The sequence below is a fragment of the Romboutsia lituseburensis genome (assembly GCF_024723825.1).
Lineage (GTDB): Bacteria > Bacillota > Clostridia > Peptostreptococcales > Peptostreptococcaceae > Romboutsia_F > Romboutsia_F lituseburensis_A.
In genome coordinates, this window is sequence record NZ_JANQBQ010000001.1 from 1,415,482 (window position 1) to 1,435,113 (window position 19,632).

Sequence of the window (19,632 nt, forward strand, 5' to 3'; positions counted from 1 at the left end):
TCTCATGCATCAACTAAAATACTCCTTCCCCTAAAATTAGCTACCCAATATGGTTTATATATACTTTTAATTTCTTTTATATTTATATTTTGTAAACTTACTTTATCCAATGAGTTGTTGTTTTGCCCCAAAAAGTTTAAGATTTCATTTTTTACACCTTCAACTAAATAGTCTTCTCCAATTTTGGATTTTTTTATATTAGATTTAGTTACATATCTTCTTGTTGTCATTGGTATTTTTTCTACTGATTCCGAGTAACCATTGTATGTATTCACTAGCATTGTAATATAATTCGTTTTAGTTTCATGTCTAAACATCTTATTAGTCTTTTCTCTACTTATAATTTCATAGCATAAAACTTTTATTTCTATATATTCTAAATGTAAATCTGTAACTACAGTATTAAATTGGGCTACTCTACTCATTAATGGTATCTTACCTAAAATATATCTTAAAGCGTCTTTTTTATTCTTACTTACTTCTATAGCCTCTATTTTCATTGTTACCTCCTATGACGAGATTTCCCCTTTAGTAAATTATATTAATCTAGACTCTATTTTCATGTATGTATATTAAAAAAATACATAAGCTAAATATTATATTTTAGTAAAAGGACTGATTAAAATGTCATTTAGAAGATTTTTTACTATTTTAAGCACCTTAATGATAGGAATTGTTGTGTATAATTTTTTCTTTAACTATGCAAGCATTAAAAACATTAAAGAAAAATCTATAGAGTCTATATCAGAAGATGTTGATTCTCCGTCTATAGAGTATACTTTTCCATCAAAGTGTCAGGAGTATATTATTTCTAAACCTACTATAAAAATTGGGTACTTTGATAAAAGTAATATAGATTTATCTTCGATTAAATTATTTGTTAATTATGAAGATGTTACTAAAGAGTCTAATATAACCGAAAATGAAATTTCATATACTCCCAATACAAAGTTTAGAAGAGGCACTCAAATAATTAAGCTTGAACTATCTGATTCATCAGTTAATAAAAATAAAAGCTGCTTTGAATGGTATTTTGTTGTTGGTACTCCTGTTTATAGCCATTATAGAGGATTACTTCATTCTCATACTAGTGCAAGTGATGGTCATGGTAGTTATAGTGATGCCTACTATTTAGCTCGTGATAAAGCTAATTTAAATTTTTTCGCTATAACTGAACATTCAAATTTATTAGATAATAACTTAGCATGCGATATTAATGATGGATCTAAATCTAAAAAATGGAATGAACTCTTACAATTTAGAGAAAAGTTTAATTCTAATGGAAATTTTGTAGCTTTAAACGGATTTGAAATGACTTATCCTCATAATGTAGAAAATCCTATAGGTCATATTAATATTTTTAACTCTAATGGATTTACATGTGCAGAAAGTCCTGACATGACATTAGAAAATTTTTATAAATTAATCTATAATCAAGATGATTTGATAGGACAATTTAATCATCCTTGTAAAAAATTTGGTACATTTAATAATTTAAAATACTCACCTTATGGTGATTCTGTTATTTCTTTGATTGAGGTTGGAAATGGCTATAATAAAGATATGATTAAAAATATAATTTCATTGGATATGTATCAACTAGCTCTAGATAATGGATGGCATTTAGCACCAACATGTAATCAAGATAATCATAGAGTCGATTTTGGTATTTCTAATGAATTTAGAACAGTTATCCTAGCAACTGATTTAACTAAAGATTCACTATATGATGCACTAAAAAATATGAGGGTTTATGCTACACAAGATAAAAATCTAAAAATAGATTATACTATAAATGATTTACCTATGGGATCTACAATAAACAAGTCTTCAAAACTTAGATTTTGTATAAGCGCTATAGACACTGATATAAAGGATAGTATTGAAAAAATACAAATTGTTAGTAATAAAGGTGAGATTATTAAAGAAAAATGTTTTAATTCAAACCTAGCTAAATTAGATTTCAATATAAAAGCTGTACCAAATAAATATTACTATATAAAGGTACTTCAAAAATACAATAAAATATCAGTTACTGCACCTATATGGATTGAATAAACAAAATAGCTATCTAAGACTAGATAGCTATTTTTATTCCCGAACAATAAAGTTTAAGCCTAGACACATAATAATCAATATAGATATCAAACTATTAATACCTATATTGATTATTATGATAAATTAATTATTTTTGTTACCATTTTTTGTTTTTTTCGACATATTTTATATTTTTACAGGTATCTGTATCTCAGTTATAAATTCATCTACAATCCCAGTTTCATGTATATCTATTTTATAAATTTCAATAGGATCTCCTAAAATTTTATAATTATTATCCTTTATATACTTAAACATATCACTTAGATATTTTTGATTATTTTTATAAGCTCCTCTATATGTCAAAGTAACATAGTAGCCTTCTTCTACTATTATATTAAAAACTTCTTCTTGATTTTCTAATAGGCAAAATACTGACTTAAATTCATTATATATTCCTTTATTTATTTTTTCTAAAGAAAATATTGCGCCTATATTATTATTTCCTAGAATATTAAATCTAGTTTCATATTCTTTTTGTAGCTTTTGAATTAAGAAATCAACTTCTTCATCTTTTTTTATATCTGCATTTAGCTTTATTGCCTTCCTTTCATCTATATATGTTAATTCTATCTTATTAAAATTAGAATTATTTCTAACATCATGAATTGAGTTAATCCTTTTAGTTATATTTTGTTTATGGTTAACTAACTCTTTTATCTTGTCTTCAATTAAATTTATTTCTTCATTTAGTATCTTATTTGTACTTTCTATACTTCTATCATCTAAATATTCCTTAATTTTTTTCATTGGAAAATTTAAACTTCTCAATTCTTTTATTAAGTTCAATCTCCATATATCTGATATTTTATACATCCTATATCCATTGTTATCTCTAAATGGTTTTAAAATTCCTATTTCTTCGTAATACATTAATGAATCTCTTCCTATTGCATAAATTTTAGAAATTTCACCTATCTTATAATAATCTTTCATATTTTACTCTCCTCTTAGGCATATGTATAAAAGCTATGAGAATGTTAAAGTTTATCTCATAGCCCTATTAATATTTATATCATTAATGATTCTTCTGTATATTCATCATCTTTATCATTATTTTCACTTTCATCATTTTCATTATAAAGCATGCTTATTAATTTACCACTAATACTAACTGCTATAATAGAGAAAAACACTTGTTTAATATCTAGATAAACTAGAGACATTATTAAAACTACTGCATCTGTAAATAGGTATATATGGTTTACTTTAAACTTTGTAAACTTATTGCCTAAAAGTGCGATTACATCATCTCCGCCTGCAGCTCCTCCTCCTCTAACTACTAAGCCTACTCCAATCCCTACTCCAATTCCTGCTAATATACTTGCTATTAACATGTTATTTTGAAAACTTGGAACTAAAAACCCTATATTTTCCCAAATTTTATACGTTGTCGAAAAGCTAGCTGTTGAAAGCATTGAATAAAGTAAAAATTTCTTTCCAAAGAATTTAGATCCTAATGCAAATAATGATAAGTCTATCATTAAGCTCGTTATTGATGGAGATATATCAAATACATTTTTTATTAAAAGTATTAATCCTAAAACTCCACCTTCTGTAACACTGTTTTGATAGTTAAAATTATAACTCCCAAATGATAGTATAGTAGATCCTAAAATTATCAATACTATACTTTTTAAGATTTGTTTTTTTGACCGCAAAATATCACTCCTAGCTAAATTTATATAAATACTCTTATTATAATTATATACCTTAGTATTATACCAATGTACACTATTTTTATTTCCATTAATGTAATTTTATTAGCATAATATATTTTATTTGTTTGCACAAAATATAATAAACTTATTTTTAAGGAGGATTTTATGAAATTACAATCAGATTTTGAGATTGCTCATTTAACTGAAAAGGAAGAAAGCGCTATAAAAAAAGCTGAGAATGAATTAAAAAATGAGACTGGTAAAGATTTTGTAGTTATAGCCTGGGAAAAAATAAGTAAATAATAAAAATGAGGCTTAAACTTAAGCCTCATTTTTATTTAATATATGTACTTAATTTAATATAAAAAATGTTCCTATAACCAAAAGTGCTGCCCCTATATACTTATATAAATGCATCGTTCCTTGTCCTAAAACAAAGCTATCTATAAAAAAGCTTAATAACATTTGAGATACAACTATTAAAGTTAATGTATTTGAAACTCCTAAATTAGGTATAGCTCTAACAGTAAAGTAAATTACAAGACCACCTAAAATGCCTCCTAAAAGCAGTTTAGGATTTATTTCATTTATATTTACTAATGTTTTTAAATCGCCTGTTGCTAGAATGCTTATTAAAAAGAACACAGCCCCTACTACTAAACTAATAAAGGTAGCAATTAGTGCTGTAGTATTTTTACCTAACTCTCCATTTATAAATGCCTCTAATGCTGTAGAACTACCTGCTAATATCGCAAATAAAACAGCTCCTAAATTGTTCATAAATTTGTCCTCCTTTCTATAAGTTATAATTAATATTATGATTTTAAATCCATATTAATAACCTTTAGGTACAAACTTATTTAATCATAATTAGATGATTTTAAATTTAAAGTATTTAATCAGTTTGATTTTTTTGCTATAATTACTTTAAATTTATTTAGTAATATGAGGTGAAAAGATGTTTCAAATTTTTAATCTTAATTTTGATAATTTTTATAGAAAAGAAAATGCTCCTAAATTTAGAATAATTGGGATATTACTTCTTGTTTTAGGGATAGGATCTTTTTTATATAAAGGATTTGGAATTAAAATAGTTTCATGGACTTTGGCTATTACATTGTTATTTTTAGCATATTTAAACTTAAAAAATTTAAATGAATTAAAGAGATATGCATCTAAAGAGGAAATTTCACCATATAATCGAATTCAGTTTTTCTTATTAGTAGGCTCTGTTTTATTAATAATTTTCCCAAATAGGATCCAAGGGTTTATTTCTTTAGTTTTAGGTTTATATATTGTGTATTCTCAATTAATTAAACTACTTAGAGGAAAAAATAATCCGTATTATAGATTTACAATGTGGAATGTAATGGTTTTAGTATTTGGACTTACATTAGTGTTTTCTCCATTTTTCTTATCTAATTTTATAGTATCAATATTATCGTTGATTATAATCCTTATTGGTGGTAATTTATTGGCAATAGGTAACAAAATAAAATAAAAAATGTGTTGATATTAATATCAACACATTTTTTATTTTATCTATAAACACTTGTGTCTATATGCTTTTCATAAATTTTTTTGCCATCTTTGTCATATCCATAAAGATATGTATTAGCTACATTTCCACTTACGTAACCTACAGGTTTGTAATCTACACCTTCTAAAGCTTTTTCATTTGACCAAAATTCTATTGTAAGTCTACCTCCTCCTGTATACGTATTTATTACTATAGGATATTTATGAGTATTTTTAAATTTATAGTCAATACTTCCAGTCGCCAAAGTTGCATCTAAACCTCTTGGTACATAACTTACTGGCTTTGAATGATTTCTTCTTTCTGTAGGAAGTATACCTGCTTTTAACTGAGTATTATATAATGTGGATGAAACCTGGCATACACCTCCACCTATTCCTTGTATCAATTCTCCATTGCTAATTACAGGTGCATATGTATATCCATTGCCTTGTGTTACAGGACCAACTACATCTTCATATGAAAATTCATCCCCAGGCATTAAAAGTATATCATCTATTTTTTGGGCTGCTGTAGCTACATTACTACCTCTTCCTCCCCCTGGAGAATATGTTGTTGTATAAGTAGAAATTTTATGATTAACTTGTGATAATTCTTTTGTATCTATTGTTGGGTTATCATCAATATACTTTCCTTCTATAGATATATTATTTTTATATACACCATTGCTACTTAAACTCATTATTATATCTTTTGTCAATGCTCTTTCATCTAATTTTAATCCTTTTTTACCTTCTTTAATTGTTATATTTTCACCATCTATTATAATTTTAGGTTCTTCACTTTTTAGATTGGTTTTTGTAGATATAGTATTAACTTCTTCACTTAAAAATTTATCATTTATATCTATATTAAATGCATATAGTTTTTCTTTTTTAGATATTATCGCAATAAATTTTTGTATTATATTTTTGTCATTGTATTCATTTAAAATTTTTTGTGCTAACTCATTTTCATTGTAGTCTTTAATTATCATATTTATTTTTAATTTATATGTTTTATCTTTAGCCATTATCTGTATCTCTCTATCTCCTATTTCAGACTTAATTTCAACTAGCTTTTTTAAAAGTTGATCTTTATTTAAATTCGAAATTTCTACTTTATATATATAGGCACCAGGATATACCACATTATCGTATTTAGATACAGTGGCTTTTATAATTACAGAAAAAATTATAACTAATAAAATTAAAATACCTATGCATAGCTTTCTTTTTTCATTTATTTTCTTTAATAAATTTTCCTTAGTATTTTTATTTAAATTAGTTTCTTCTTTTTTATTTTCATCCTCAGTTTGGTTTTCTACACTTTCTTCATCTACTATATTATTTTCTGTTTTTTCTAATTCAAGTTCGAGTTTTGTATTTATATCTTCATGAGCTTCCTTATCTTTATCTTCATCTGTTTTTTTCATATCATCTTTTTCATTATCCATAATAATCCCCCCTTGAATAACTTTAATTTATATATCTTATTAGTAACTTTGGTAATTTATTCAGTAAAATAAGTAACAATATTGTAAAAAAAAACTATTTATTTAAAGCTTATTTTATTCAAATTGGGGTATTATTCTTATGAATATATATAGTTTGTATATATATTTTTTTTATGGTAATATAAATTAATATGTACAATACTAACGGAAAAAGGTGATATAATTGACAAAATTCAAATATGCTTTTGATAATAAAAGGTATCATACATGGAATTACTATCTTAGAAATACGTTCGGCGAAAAAGTATTTAAGGTTTCTATAAATGCTGGTTTTACATGCCCTAATATAGATGGAAAGGTTAGCTTTGGAGGATGTACTTACTGTAGCAAAGAAGGGTCAGGTGACTTTGCTGGAAACCCTAATGACAATTTAATTAAGCAGTTTGATGATATAACTCAAATGATGCATAAAAAATGGCAAAATGCCAAATATATAGGATATTTCCAAGCCTATACTAATACTTATGCACCTTTAAATATATTGAAGGAAAAGTACGAGACAATACTAGGTCTTGATAATGTAATAGGTCTTTCAATATCAACAAGACCTGACTGTTTACCTGATGACGTAGTTGAGTATTTAGGTGAGCTTAATGAAAAAACCAATTTATGGGTAGAGCTAGGTCTTCAAACTATTCATGATAAAACTTCAAAACTTATAAATAGAGGACATGATTATAAATCTTTTGTTGAAGGCGTAGAAAAATTAAAGGCTAAAAACATAAAAGTTGTCGTTCATATCATAAATGGACTTCCTGGAGAAGATTATAATATGATGATGGAGACAGCTAAGGCTGTCGCTAATATGGGTGTAGATGGAATAAAGATTCATCTTCTACATGTCATTAAAGATACTCCAATGGAAAAAATGTTAAATAATAATATGATGACTTTAATGGAACAAGATGAATATATAAAACTAGTTTGTGATCAGCTTGAGATTTTACCAGAAACTATGATAGTTCATAGACTGACTGGAGATGGAAAAAGAGATGAGCTTGTTGGACCTTTATGGAGCTTGAAAAAATGGGAAGTTTTAAATGCTATAGATGATGAGTTAAAACAACGTGATTCATATCAAGGTTGTAAGTTTAACAAATAATAAACATATTATCTATAAATAAATTCTTTATAGTTTATTAGTATTATAAAAAGCTGATTCAAAGAAAATTTATTTTCTTCGAATCAGCTTTTTTGCTCATTTCCCAAGAAATTTATTTATTACTTTTATGTCTTATCTTTACTATTTCCATTATTACTGTAGATACTATTGCTAATCCAAAGCATATTCCTAATTGAGTTGCTCCAAAATTATACGGTATAGAGAATATATCTCTTAAAAATGGAAGCAATGTTAAACTAAAAATTAAAAGACAAGTTAATACTGCATATATTACATACATATTAGAAAATGCACCTAATTCAATTAATGTATATTCATTTGATCTAGCAGGTAATGTCTGTAAAATTCTAGCTAAAGTAATAGTTGAAAATGCCATTGCTGTTCCTACTTCTGGAGATATCTTCATTCCTATATATTGAGCTAATATTACAAGTATTGCTATAGTCACACCTCTAAAAGCTACAGCCTGTATTGTGCCACCAGCTAATATACTTTCATTTGGATCTCTAGGTTCTTTAGACATTATATTTTTTTCAGGATTTTCAAATCCTAAAGCAATTGCTGGTAATGAATCTGTTATTAAGTTTATAAATAACAACTGTAGTGTTGTAAAAGGATTAGCCCAATTTGCAAAAACTGCAAATAGTATAGCTAGTATACCTGCAAAGTTACCTGCAAATAAATAAGTTATAGATTTTTTTATATTTTTATAAACTGTTCTACCAACTTCAACTGCATTTACTATAGTTGCAAAATTATCATCAACTAATATCATAGCTGAAGCATCTTTTGCTACATCTGTCCCACTTCCCATACCTATACCTATATTAGCTTGCTTTAAGGCTGGTGCATCATTAACACCATCACCTGTCATAGCTGTTATTTTGCCTTTATTTTGCCATGCCTTTACTATACGTATCTTATTCTCAGGAGATACTCTTGCATATACTGATATATGTTCAAGTTTTTCATCTAACTCTTTTTCAGTTAGGGCATCTAATTCTTGACCTGTTAAAGCAATATCATCTGTTTCCATTATGCCAATATCTTTAGCTATTGCAGCTGCTGTAGTTTTATGGTCACCTGTTATCATTACTGTTTTTATCCCTGCACTTTTAGCTTCTTTAACTGCATCAAATACTTCTTCTCTTGGAGGATCTATCATCGCCATAAGGCCAACTAAAGTCATATCAACTTCATCTTCTAATGCTGGTACAAAATTCTCATCTTCAACATCTTTTATAGCAAAAGCTAATACTCTCAAAGCTCTATTTGAAAACTCTTCATTCATAGATTTATATGCATTTAATATAGTATCATTTACCTCAACTGTATCTCCATCTACTAGTGCATATTTACATCTACCAAAAACAACATCTGGAGCTCCTTTTGTAAACATGTATGAGTCACCATGTATTACATTTACAGTAGACATAAGTTTTCTATCACTATCAAACGGAATTTCGCTTAATCTATCATATTTTTCTCTAAGTTTTTTATAATCTAAATTTTGTTTATTTGCAAATTTTATTAATGCAACTTCAGTAGGATCTCCTATTTCTTTTCCTTCATTATTTATATTAGAGTCATTACATATTGCAGAAGCTATTGTAAGCGTTTTTGAATGATAAGAATAATTTATATTATTAGGATCCATATCATCTTTAGATGTTTCATACATATAAAAATCAACAACCGTCATTTTATTTTGAGTTAAAGTTCCTGTTTTGTCAGTACAAATAACACTTGTTGAACCTAAAGTTTCTACTGCTGGAAGTTTTCTAACTATAGCTTGTTTTTTTGCCATTGCATTTGTTCCTACTGATAAAACAATCGTAACTATAGATGATAAAGCTTCTGGAATAGCGGCTACAGCTACAGCTATAGCAAACATAAACGAATCTATTATAACTTTACTTCTATCTACTGCTGCTCCACCTATAAATCCTCTTACTACCTGTATTATAAATATAAGTACTGCAATACCTACAATTGCAATTCCTAATTTTTTCCCAAACTCATCTAATTTTTCTTGTAATGGTGTTTGCTTATTTTCTGCCGTTTCTAGTAAACCTGCAACTTTACCCATCTCTGTATTCATACCTGTAGATGTAACTATAAAGCTTCCTCTACCATATACAACTAAAGATCCACTAAAAACCATATTTCTTTGGTCACCAATACCTACATCTTCATCAATCTTTTCATTGTGTTTTAAAACTGGTTCTGACTCCCCTGTTAGCATCCCTTCTACAATCTTTAGTGTTTGTGCTTCTATAATTCTTCCGTCTGCAGGTATATAGTCTCCTGCTTCTAAAAGTACTATATCACCTACTACTAATTCCCTTGCTGGTATACTTAATTTATGATTATTTCTAATTACTTTAGCTTGTGGGGCGGATAGCTTTTTAAGGCTTTCTAATGATCCTTCTGCTTTTTTAGTTTGTGTTACTCCAAGTACTGAGTTTAATATTATTACTATAAGTATTATTATTGATTCTACAACTTCGCCTAAAAATATTTGAACTATCGCTGCAATCAAAAGAATTATAATTAAAGGGTCCTTAAAACTTTCTAAAAAAAGTTTCCATGTAGGAACTTTTTTTGTTTCCTTTAATTCATTATATCCGTTCTGTTCTAATCTCTTTTTAACCTCTTCTGTACTTAATCCTTTTAAATCTGAATTTAGGTTTTGTATTGATTCTATATATTTTTGTTTATAATACATTTTATCCTCCTTATTACAATTATAGTTACTCTTATATTATCGTCTTATATTATTTAATTTATTAATAAAATGTATTCTTTTATTACCTTAAATGTACGTAAAAAAGCTGTTTTAAAATAAATTTATTTTAAAACAGCTTTTTATTATTTTACTATTTTATTGTAAAAGTTAATCATCATGCCTTCTTTTAATTCTTCAGCTTCATTTTCATAACCTAAAGTTTTTAATATTTCTAATCCAAATATCATTGATGTAGCTGGACCTCTACTAGTTATTATATTCTCATCTTTGACAACAATATCTTCTATATAAATTATATCATTTCTATTTTTTATAAACCCAGGATATGAAGTACACTTTTTACCTTTTAATATACCAAATGCTTCTAGCGTTTCTGGCGCTGCACATATAGCCCCTACTATCTTTCCTTCATTATCCAGTTCATTAACAAATTCTTTTACTCTTTCATCATTTAAATTAGTTGCTCCAGGTAATCCACCAGGTAGTACTATTGCATCATATTCACTTGCATTTATATCATCTATACAACAATCTGATTTTATCAATATATTATGTGTACCTTTTACATATTCTTTATTTATAGAGCACATATCACAAACTACATTAGCTCTTCTTAATATATCTACAACAGCTATAGCCTCTATTTCTTCAAATCCATCTGCTAACATTACTAATACTTTTTTCATATTTATTACCTCCAATATTCTTTCTATTTATATTTTAACATTATTTACATATTGTAAATATACTATTTTCTTGCTAATATTTAAATAGCTTTAATTTAAGATAACGTATTCTTTTATTCATATATTTAATTTTTAAATTTATCCTACGAGGTGTAAAATATGTTAATGAGTTCTCATTATTTAATTTCAAACTCAATACTTGAAAATATAGATAAAAACAAGTCTTTTCTTATTAATGAAAAGAATTTTATTTATGGAAATATAAAACCTGATATTTCATCTAAATATTTATTTATGAAGCATTATCATGCCGAATCATTTGATATGATAATAAAAAAAATAAAATATTTATGCAAATTAAGTATAGATTCACTTTCTAAAAAGTTTTCTTTAAGCAAATTTAATCAAGAGCTAGGTGTCATTTGCCACTTTCTGTGCGACTTTTTTTGTGTTCCTCATAGCCAACGTTGGGAATTTAAGCATAGTATGAAAAAACATATGGCTTATGAAAAAGAACTTACATTAGTAGCTAAAGAAACTAATTTATCAAGATTTAAAGGAGATATAATAACACATAGCTCTGTTGAGGATTTCTTTTTTGATTTATATAATCAATACGTTAATGAACTTGACCAGAAAAATGATTTATTATTTTCATCTGTTGTATGTAATAGTGTTGTAAATTATATATTAGAAAATATCATAAAAAATTCTTTAGAATCAAGCAAGTTAAGTATTTGTATTTAGGTGTTGAGTTTACTCAACACCGTTTATTTTTTGTATTACTTCGATTGCTTTTGCTACACTTTCTACAGTGTAGTTGGCTTTTTCTTTTACACTATCTCTTGCATTTTCCATTGCAAAACTATACTTAATACCTTCTAACATATTTATATCATTTGGTGAATCTCCGATTGTAGCTATTTCATCTTCACCTATACCTAATATATTGCATACATGCTTTATTGAATTTCTCTTTGATACACCTTTAGGGACTATATTTAATGTATTTTCACCAGAGAAATATATGTCTAAAACTTCTTCAAACTCACTTTTTAAATATAATTCTATTCTATTTAGTTCTTCAATATCTTGAGATATAACACCTATATTTCCTACTAAGTTATCAAATTTATCTCTATTTATAAAATCTTTATCTATAACATAATCACTAGTATATGATTTTACAGTTTCCAAATTTTCTAATAAAACTATTTTCCCATCATGCTTAAAGTAAAGATATGCATTACTTGATTCAAAGCGAGCTATAACTTTTTTTACGAGCTCATCATCTATAGTTCCTTTATAGATCATATCATAGTTGCTATTATGTATAAATGAACCATTTTCACATATATAATATCCATTTAACTTTAAACACTCTTCTGTCATCTTTACTGCTTGCTTAAAAATCCTACCTGTTGCAACATTAAATATTACACCTTTTTTTTCTATACTATTTATTGCATCTGCATCTGTTTTATTTATTCCATTATGATATAGAGTTCCATCTAAATCACAAAATATATGCTTTATCATTTAATTTACCTCCTATAAAAATCTCGATTAGTTTAAGCTACTACATAGGCGCTACACCTCATGTCATCAACGGATTTATCCGTTGCTTAAAAGTATCATTCTGTAGTTAATCTATAACAATTTAATTCTCAATTCATTAAGTATATTTTTAGTAGCTCTTAATCTTACCATTTGTCTATTTCCATTAAATATAAATCTTTTTACAAAAGTTTTTCCATTTATATAAATTCCAATATAGACAAGACCTACTGGCTTTTCTACACTTCCACCTTCAGGTCCTGCTATACCTGTTGTTGATAAGCCTATATTAGTATTGAATTGTTTAGCAATACCCTCAGCCATTTCTTTTGCGGTTTGCTCACTAACTGCTCCGTATTTATCTAATGTTTCTTTTTTAACACCAAGTCTTTTCATTTTAGCTTCATTAGAATATGTTACGCAACCTTCCATAAATACAGAAGAAATTCCTGGATAATTTATTAAAGATGAACTTAATAATCCACCTGTACAAGACTCTGCAACTGATATTGTTAAGTTCTTTTCAACTAAAATTTTAGCAACTTCTTCTTCTAACGATGTATCATCTTCTCCATATATATAACTTCCCACTCTACTTCTTATTTTTTCAACTACTGGACTGATTAATTCTTCAGCTTCTTTTTCCGTAAATGCCTTAGCTGTTATCCTAAGTATAGCTTCTGAGTCTTTTGCATAAGGTGCTATAGTTGGATTGTTTTGTTCTTTTATTATGTCTATTATACTTTCTTCCAATAGGGATTCACCGATTCCAAAAGTTCTAAGAACTTTTGATACTAATACACTATTACTATTGTTTTTAAGATATGGCTTAACCTTTTCTTCAAACATTGGCTTCATTTCTCTTGGCGGTCCAGGAAGTACTATAATTATCTTATTATCTTTTTTTAGTATAGCTCCAGGTGCTGTTCCATAATTATTTTCAAGTATGATAGATTCTTTTGGAAAATATGCTTGTTTTTTATTGTTTTCACTTAAACTCATATTAATTTTTTTAAAATAATCTTCAATTTTATTTAATGATGGTTGATGTAATTTTAATTCTTGTCCAAAGCATTTACATGCAACTTCTTTAGTTATATCATCATCAGTTGGGCCTAATCCTCCAGTAGCTATTACTATATCACTTCTAGTTAAACCTTCTTTAAATGTATTATATAACCTCTCTTCATTATCTCCTACTGTTATTTGATAATATACATCTATACCTATGTTAGCTAATTCTTCTGCCAAATATTGAGCATTTGTATTTACTATATCTCCTAAAAGTATTTCTGTTCCTACACTTATTATTTCAGCTTTCATGTTAATCACCCCTTCTGTATATAATTTTAAACTATTTATCTTAATTTAATGTAATAAATTTCTAATTTTTATCATTTTAATTTATTAAGACCACTAATATCTAAAACTTAGTTGATAGTGGTACTTTCAACTATTGCAAATAAATCATATAATTTTAATATAAATTTTAAATACTTAGGAGTGAAATAAATGAAAATAGCTGTTATAATGGGTGGAATATCTTCTGAAAGAGAAATTTCATTAAACTCAGGACTTAGCGTTTATAATAATCTTGATAAAAATAAGTACGAGGTAGTAAAAATAATTTTAGATGATAAAATGGATATATTTACTAAGCTATCTAGTGATATAGATTTCGCATTTTTAGCTCTTCATGGAAAATTTGGAGAAGATGGGTGCATTCAATCAATTTTAGACACTATGGATATACCGTATTCAGGATGTGGACCTCTTACTAGTGCTCTATGCATGGATAAAAATATGACTAAAAAGATACTTAGAGACTCTAATCTTCCTACAGCACCTTGGCTAGTTGTCAAATCTGTAGAAGAAATAAATTATGATAAAATAGATGAAATTGGTTATCCTGTATTTATAAAACCTAATTGTGGTGGTTCTAGTGTTGCAACATTTTTTATTCATTCTAAGGATGAAGTTTTAAATGCTGTTAAATGTGGCCTTGAAGTAGATACTGCTGTTATGATTGAAAAATATATTCCTGGAGGAGAGTATACATCATTTGTGCTAAATGGTGAGGTATTCCCTACTTTATCTATAAAGTCAAACTCAGAATTCTTTGACTACGAATCTAAGTATAGTGCAAACGGTGCAATTGAAGAAGTTGTTTATCTTGAAGAATCTTTACAAAATAAAATAAATGCTATTTCAAAAACTTGTTGGGATGTTTTTAATTGCAAAGCATATGTTAGAGTTGATATTATAATAAGTAATGGTGTTCCTTATGTGCTTGAACTTAATACACTTCCTGGAATGACACAAACAAGTTTAATTCCACAAAGTGCTAAAGCTAAGGGAATAGAATTTAGTGAGTTGTTAGATAAAATAATTGAATACTCTCTAAATTAAATTTTTTTAGAGGTGATGAGTTGTTATTCTCAAATTTAAAATTAAATGATAATGAAGCGATTTATATACAAATAAAAGACCATATAAGTTCCATGATTGATAAAGGACTTATACCTAATAATAGCAAGCTCCCTTCTACAAGGGAGCTTAGCCAGCTTTTAAATGTAAGTAGAAATTCAGTTGTTTTAGCTTATGAAGAACTAAAATCAGAAGGAATTATATATTCAATATCTGGCAAAGGTACATTTGCTAAGTCAAATAAAACCCTACCAGATAGTACTTGGAATATAAACTGGGATTGTTTAGAAAATGATTATTCTAAAACTGCAAATAAAATGGATATTGTAAAAAATGAAATTCCTTGGAGAAAAGATCTTATATCTTTTAAAAGTATCTCTCCAAATGGGGAATTATTTGACATTGAAGAATTGAAAAAATCATTTTTAAATAGACTATCTATTGAAGGTCATAAAATACTTAACTACGGATATGCTCAGGGGTATAAACCATTAATTAATTATTTATTAAAGTATATGAATGCAAAAGGTGTAGATACAGTTAATAAAGATATTTTAATAACTAATGGTTTCACTGAAGGATTGGATTTATTATTATCATCCTTCATAAAAAAAGGTGATTATATAATTTGTGAAAATCCAACACATAATACTGCTATCAAAATATTTAAATCTTTAGGACTTAACATTATAGGTATAGATATAAATAATAATGGTCTTAATTTTGATATGCTTGAAAAAAATTTAAATAATCTAAAAGATAAAAAAATAAAATTTGCTTATATAACGCCTTCTTATCATAATCCTACAGGAATTGTTATGAGCCCTGAAAATAGATATAAATTTTATAACATAATGAAAAAACATAATATAGCTATAATCGAGGATGGTTTTAATGAGGAATTGCTATATTCAAGTTCTCACATCTTCCCTATAGCATCTTTAGATAACGGGAGTAATGGGGTTATCTACATAGGAAGTTTTTCAAAGATACTTTTCCCAGGTTTAAGAATTGGTTGGATTTTATGTGATAAGCAAGTTATATCTAAACTTGAAAGTGTAAAACGTTGCAAAAATATACATGTCTCATTTTTAGATCAAGGTATATTATATGATTATTTAAGTAATGGTGGATTTGAAAAGTATGTAAAAAAAATCAGAAAATTTTATGGTGATAAATTTACTTTCGCTTATGAATGTGTAAATAAATATATTCCTAATGAATATGTTTTAGGAGATGGCGGTCTTCATATCTTTATAAAATTAAAAAATATAGACTCTAGAAGTTTGCTTTTAAAATGTCATGAAAATGGTGTAATATTCATGCCCGGAGATATATTTTATGTAAATAATAGTCATAATGATACCATTAGATTAGGATTTTCTAGACTAACATTTGAAGAAATAGAATCTGGAATAAAAGTAATCGGTCGTATAATTAAAGAAATAGCTAAATAAATTTAGCTATTTCTTATTTTTATGAGTTATAATATATATAGTTTTTATTTATAAGTATTTCATAATTTAAGGATTATTATATCAATATATATTTTTCAAACCCACTTTAAAGGGAGTGATTATTATAAAAAAAATTTTTTACTTCACAATAATAGTTTTTATTTTTCTTGGATTGTTCTTTTTTAAAAATATAAAAGATTTTGATGTTATAAATCAGTCTTGCAATATAGTTAAAGATAATTCGTACGAAAAAGCTAAATATGATAGCAAAGAAACTAATTTAAATAAAGATATTGAACCTATTTTTTTATTTTCACCTATTCCTGATGAAATAAAAAAAAGTATGATAGGATATTCAATGCCCAAAAATGAACCAATAAGCTTTGAAAAACTTAGTTATTTAAAACTTAGTTACTATGACTTTTATGGAAATATCCAAATAGGTGAAATGATTGTAGACAAAAGAATTGCAGCTGAAGTTATTGATATATTTAAAGAAGTATTTGAAAAAAAATATCCAATTGATAAAATAAAACTTATTGATGAATATAAAGCTGTTGATACTTTATCAATGTCTAATAATAATAGTTCTTCTTTTTGCTATAGAACTATTGCAAATACAAATAAAATATCCAATCATGGTAAAGGACTAGCTATCGATATAAATCCTCTTCAAAATCCCCATGTAATTGGAGAAACAGTTAACCCAAAAGAAGGTAGATCCTTTGCAGATAGATCTATTATTCAAAAGGGTATGATAGTAGAAGGTGATGACTTATACAATGCCTTCGTTAAAAGAGGTTGGAGTTGGGGAGGTCACTGAAAAAAAACAGATTACCAACACTTTGAAAAAAATTTAGACTAAATATAGGTGATATTATGAATTTAATGACGTTAGAAAATATATGCAAAAGTTACTCTGAAAAAACACTTCTAGAAAATATTTCACTTGGTATTAACGAAGGTGAAAAAATAGGTATCATAGGAGTTAATGGTACAGGTAAATCTACTTTACTTAAGATTATAGCTGGTGCTGAAACATGCGACAGTGGAAATATAATTAAGGCTAATAGAGTTAGAGTTGAGTACTTACCTCAAAATCCTGATTATAATGAAGATTTTACAATCTTACAGCAAGTTTTTAAAGGTACTTCTCCTGAAATGAAACTACTACTTGAATATCAAGAAACCTTAGATTCTTTAGCTAAAAATTTTAATGATGATTTAAATAATAAACTTATTTCACTTCAAGAAAAAATTGATGCACTTAATCTTTGGGATTTAGAAAGTGAAGCTAAAATGGTTTTAACAAAACTTGGTTTAACTAACTTTAATCAAAAAATAAAAGAACTATCTGGAGGACAAAGAAAAAGAGTTTCTCTTGCTTCTGCTCTTATAACACCTTGTGAATTATTAATTTTAGATGAACCTACTAACCATTTAGACAATGATACTATAGATTACCTAGAAGAATATCTTAATAATAGACGTGGTTCTCTAATTATGATAACTCATGATAGATATTTCTTAGATAGAGTTTCTAATAGGATAATTGAATTAGATAAAGGTAGATTATTTAGCTATGATGGTAATTATTCAATATTTTTAGAAAAGAAAATGGAAAGATTAGCTCTTGAGGCAAGTATGGAAGAAAAACGCCAAAATCTTATGAGAACAGAACTTGCATGGGTAAGAAGAGGCGCTAAAGCACGTACAACAAAACAAAAAGCCAGACTACAACGTTTCGATGAGCTAACTAGTCAAGAAACTTTTGCTCCTGATGAAAAAATGGATATATCTGTCGGTTCTACCAGATTAGGTAATAAAATTATAGAAATGCATAATATATCTAAATCCTTTGGTGATAAAATTCTTATAAAAGATTTAGATTATACTTTAGCTCGTACTGATAGAATAGGAATCATTGGTAAAAATGGTATGGGTAAATCTACTCTTATAAATATATTAAATGGTTCAATTTCACCAGATAGTGGTCATATTGAAACTGGTGAAACTGTTAAAATTGGATGCTTTAATCAAGATGATTCACATATGCATCCTGAAATGAGAGCTATAGATTATGTGAAAGAAGCAAGTGATTACATTGAAACTGCTGATGGAACTAAAATATCAGCATCTCAAATGTGTGAAAGATTTTTATTTAATTCCACTATGCAATATACTCATATAGGTAAATTATCAGGTGGTGAGAGACGTAGACTTCATTTACTTAGAACTCTTATGACTGCTCCTAATGTTCTTTTACTAGATGAACCTACAAATGATTTAGATATAGAAACACTTAATAGATTAGAAGACTATTTAGATGAGTTTAGAGGGGTTGTTATAACTGTTTCTCATGATAGATATTTCTTAGATAGAATTTGTAATAAAATTTTTGCTTACGAAGGTGTTGGAAATATAAATATTTATACTGGTAATTACAGTGATTATCAAATATATAGAGAAATACAAGGAATAGAGTTTGAGGAAGATAAAAAAGAAAAATTATCAGCTCCTACTCCTAAAAAAGAAAAACCTAAAAATGATAAAAAACTTAAATTTACTTACAACGAGCAAAGAGAATTTGAATCTATAGATAGTGACATTGAAAAGCTTGAAAATAAAATAGAAGAACTAGATTCTAGTACTTCTAAATATGCTACTGATTTTACTAAACTTCAAGAAATCCTTGATAGTAAAGCTAAAGCTGAGGCTGAACTTGAGTATAAATATGAAAGATGGGAATATTTAAATAACCTAGCTGAAGAAATAGCTAACTCTAAAAACTAAATTATTCTAAAACTTTATAAAAAAGCAACTATAAAAATTTTTTATAGTTG

18 protein-coding genes are annotated in these 19,632 nt (G+C 26.9%); 9 read left to right on the forward strand and 9 right to left on the reverse strand.

Annotated features, from left to right (window positions below; genetic code table 11):
• Positions 1 to 2: 2 nt before the first annotated feature.
• Positions 3 to 500 (reverse strand): hypothetical protein, encoded by a 498-nt coding sequence (locus tag NWE74_RS06905; RefSeq protein ID WP_258242489.1) that lies wholly within the window; start codon positions 498 to 500, stop codon positions 3 to 5.
• 124 nt (positions 501 to 624) lie between these two features.
• Between NWE74_RS06905 and NWE74_RS06910 the strand changes: the two genes are divergently transcribed.
• Positions 625 to 2,058: a CehA/McbA family metallohydrolase gene (locus NWE74_RS06910; RefSeq protein ID WP_258242490.1), complete on the forward strand. Its 1,434-nt coding sequence runs from the start codon at positions 625 to 627 to the stop codon at positions 2,056 to 2,058.
• 165 nt (positions 2,059 to 2,223) lie between these two features.
• Here the strand turns inward: NWE74_RS06910 and NWE74_RS06915 are convergent, their stop codons facing one another.
• Together NWE74_RS06915 and NWE74_RS06920 are read right to left on the reverse strand one after the other, a co-directional pair.
• Positions 2,224 to 3,033, reverse strand: a complete 810-nt coding sequence (locus NWE74_RS06915; protein WP_258242491.1) for a MerR family transcriptional regulator — start codon at positions 3,031 to 3,033, stop codon at positions 2,224 to 2,226.
• Positions 3,034 to 3,107: 74 nt separating this feature from the next.
• On the reverse strand, positions 3,108 to 3,758 hold the full coding sequence (locus NWE74_RS06920; RefSeq protein ID WP_258242492.1) for a YitT family protein: 651 nt from the start codon (positions 3,756 to 3,758) through the stop codon (positions 3,108 to 3,110).
• Positions 3,759 to 3,923: 165 nt separating this feature from the next.
• Between NWE74_RS06920 and NWE74_RS06925 the strand changes: the two genes are divergently transcribed.
• Positions 3,924 to 4,061, forward strand: coding sequence for a hypothetical protein (locus tag NWE74_RS06925; protein ID WP_258242493.1), 138 nt, complete (start codon positions 3,924 to 3,926; stop codon positions 4,059 to 4,061).
• Positions 4,062 to 4,109: 48 nt separating this feature from the next.
• Here the strand turns inward: NWE74_RS06925 and NWE74_RS06930 are convergent, their stop codons facing one another.
• Entirely contained in the window at positions 4,110 to 4,538 is a 429-nt protein-coding gene (locus NWE74_RS06930) for a DMT family transporter (RefSeq protein ID WP_258242494.1), read from the reverse strand.
• A gap of 178 nt (positions 4,539 to 4,716) precedes the next feature.
• Between NWE74_RS06930 and NWE74_RS06935 the strand changes: the two genes are divergently transcribed.
• A complete protein-coding gene (locus tag NWE74_RS06935) occupies positions 4,717 to 5,259 on the forward strand; it encodes a hypothetical protein (RefSeq protein ID WP_258242495.1) in 543 nt (180 codons plus the stop codon).
• Between the two features lie 37 nt (positions 5,260 to 5,296).
• On the opposite strand, the gene NWE74_RS06940 is transcribed toward NWE74_RS06935, so the two are convergent.
• Positions 5,297 to 6,730, reverse strand: a complete 1,434-nt coding sequence (locus tag NWE74_RS06940; RefSeq protein WP_258242496.1) for a VanW family protein — start codon at positions 6,728 to 6,730, stop codon at positions 5,297 to 5,299.
• Positions 6,731 to 6,953: 223 nt separating this feature from the next.
• Between NWE74_RS06940 and NWE74_RS06945 the strand changes: the two genes are divergently transcribed.
• Positions 6,954 to 7,892, forward strand: coding sequence for a TIGR01212 family radical SAM protein (locus NWE74_RS06945; RefSeq protein WP_258242497.1), 939 nt, complete (start codon positions 6,954 to 6,956; stop codon positions 7,890 to 7,892).
• Positions 7,893 to 8,004: 112 nt separating this feature from the next.
• On the opposite strand, the gene NWE74_RS06950 is transcribed toward NWE74_RS06945, so the two are convergent.
• Both NWE74_RS06950 and NWE74_RS06955 read right to left on the reverse strand, forming a co-directional pair.
• Positions 8,005 to 10,641 carry a calcium-translocating P-type ATPase, PMCA-type gene (locus NWE74_RS06950; protein WP_258242498.1) on the reverse strand — a complete coding sequence of 879 codons (2,637 nt, stop codon included), beginning with the start codon at positions 10,639 to 10,641 and terminating at the stop codon, positions 8,005 to 8,007.
• A gap of 143 nt (positions 10,642 to 10,784) precedes the next feature.
• The gene (locus tag NWE74_RS06955) at positions 10,785 to 11,348 is read right to left on the reverse strand and encodes a DJ-1 family glyoxalase III (RefSeq protein ID WP_258242499.1); all 564 of its coding nucleotides are present in this window, start codon (positions 11,346 to 11,348) and stop codon (positions 10,785 to 10,787) included.
• A gap of 159 nt (positions 11,349 to 11,507) precedes the next feature.
• On the opposite strand from NWE74_RS06955, the gene NWE74_RS06960 reads away from it, so the two are divergent.
• Positions 11,508 to 12,095 (forward strand): zinc dependent phospholipase C family protein, encoded by a 588-nt coding sequence (locus NWE74_RS06960; protein WP_258242500.1) that lies wholly within the window; start codon positions 11,508 to 11,510, stop codon positions 12,093 to 12,095.
• Positions 12,096 to 12,104: 9 nt separating this feature from the next.
• On the opposite strand, the gene NWE74_RS06965 is transcribed toward NWE74_RS06960, so the two are convergent.
• Entirely contained in the window at positions 12,105 to 12,887 is a 783-nt protein-coding gene (locus NWE74_RS06965) for an HAD family hydrolase (protein ID WP_258242501.1), read from the reverse strand.
• A gap of 111 nt (positions 12,888 to 12,998) precedes the next feature.
• Positions 12,999 to 14,228, reverse strand: coding sequence for a competence/damage-inducible protein A (locus NWE74_RS06970; protein WP_258242502.1), 1,230 nt, complete (start codon positions 14,226 to 14,228; stop codon positions 12,999 to 13,001).
• A gap of 189 nt (positions 14,229 to 14,417) precedes the next feature.
• On the opposite strand from NWE74_RS06970, the gene NWE74_RS06975 reads away from it, so the two are divergent.
• The 4 genes from NWE74_RS06975 (at position 14,418) to NWE74_RS06990 (ending at position 19,582) form a co-directional block, all read left to right on the forward strand.
• Complete coding sequence (locus tag NWE74_RS06975) at positions 14,418 to 15,314, forward strand: D-alanine--D-alanine ligase (protein WP_258242503.1); 897 nt, start codon at positions 14,418 to 14,420, stop codon at positions 15,312 to 15,314.
• 20 nt (positions 15,315 to 15,334) lie between these two features.
• A complete protein-coding gene (locus NWE74_RS06980) occupies positions 15,335 to 16,789 on the forward strand; it encodes a PLP-dependent aminotransferase family protein (RefSeq protein ID WP_258242504.1) in 1,455 nt (484 codons plus the stop codon).
• Between the two features lie 115 nt (positions 16,790 to 16,904).
• Complete coding sequence (locus NWE74_RS06985; protein ID WP_258242505.1) at positions 16,905 to 17,612, forward strand: M15 family metallopeptidase; 708 nt, start codon at positions 16,905 to 16,907, stop codon at positions 17,610 to 17,612.
• Between the two features lie 56 nt (positions 17,613 to 17,668).
• Positions 17,669 to 19,582, forward strand: a complete 1,914-nt coding sequence (locus NWE74_RS06990) for an ABC-F family ATP-binding cassette domain-containing protein (protein ID WP_258242506.1) — start codon at positions 17,669 to 17,671, stop codon at positions 19,580 to 19,582.
• The last annotated feature ends 50 nt before the right edge of the window (positions 19,583 to 19,632 follow it).

Bases quoted from the DNA above. Each gene is read 5' to 3' on its own strand.
- NWE74_RS06905 (WP_258242489.1), bottom strand. From the start codon at position 500: ATGAAAATAGAGGCTATAGAAGTAAGTAAGAATAAAAAAGACGCTTTA.
- NWE74_RS06910 (WP_258242490.1), top strand. From the start codon at position 625: ATGTCATTTAGAAGATTTTTTACTATTTTAAGCACCTTAATGATAGGA.
- NWE74_RS06915 (WP_258242491.1), bottom strand. From the start codon at position 3,033: ATGAAAGATTATTATAAGATAGGTGAAATTTCTAAAATTTATGCAATA.
- NWE74_RS06925 (WP_258242493.1), top strand. From the start codon at position 3,924: ATGAAATTACAATCAGATTTTGAGATTGCTCATTTAACTGAAAAGGAA.
- NWE74_RS06930 (WP_258242494.1), bottom strand. From the start codon at position 4,538: ATGAACAATTTAGGAGCTGTTTTATTTGCGATATTAGCAGGTAGTTCT.
- NWE74_RS06935 (WP_258242495.1), top strand. From the start codon at position 4,717: ATGTTTCAAATTTTTAATCTTAATTTTGATAATTTTTATAGAAAAGAA.
- NWE74_RS06940 (WP_258242496.1), bottom strand. From the start codon at position 6,730: ATGGATAATGAAAAAGATGATATGAAAAAAACAGATGAAGATAAAGAT.
- NWE74_RS06950 (WP_258242498.1), bottom strand. From the start codon at position 10,641: ATGTATTATAAACAAAAATATATAGAATCAATACAAAACCTAAATTCA.
- NWE74_RS06955 (WP_258242499.1), bottom strand. From the start codon at position 11,348: ATGAAAAAAGTATTAGTAATGTTAGCAGATGGATTTGAAGAAATAGAG.
- NWE74_RS06960 (WP_258242500.1), top strand. From the start codon at position 11,508: ATGTTAATGAGTTCTCATTATTTAATTTCAAACTCAATACTTGAAAAT.
- NWE74_RS06965 (WP_258242501.1), bottom strand. From the start codon at position 12,887: ATGATAAAGCATATATTTTGTGATTTAGATGGAACTCTATATCATAAT.
- NWE74_RS06970 (WP_258242502.1), bottom strand. From the start codon at position 14,228: ATGAAAGCTGAAATAATAAGTGTAGGAACAGAAATACTTTTAGGAGAT.
- NWE74_RS06975 (WP_258242503.1), top strand. From the start codon at position 14,418: ATGAAAATAGCTGTTATAATGGGTGGAATATCTTCTGAAAGAGAAATT.
- NWE74_RS06990 (WP_258242506.1), top strand. From the start codon at position 17,669: ATGAATTTAATGACGTTAGAAAATATATGCAAAAGTTACTCTGAAAAA.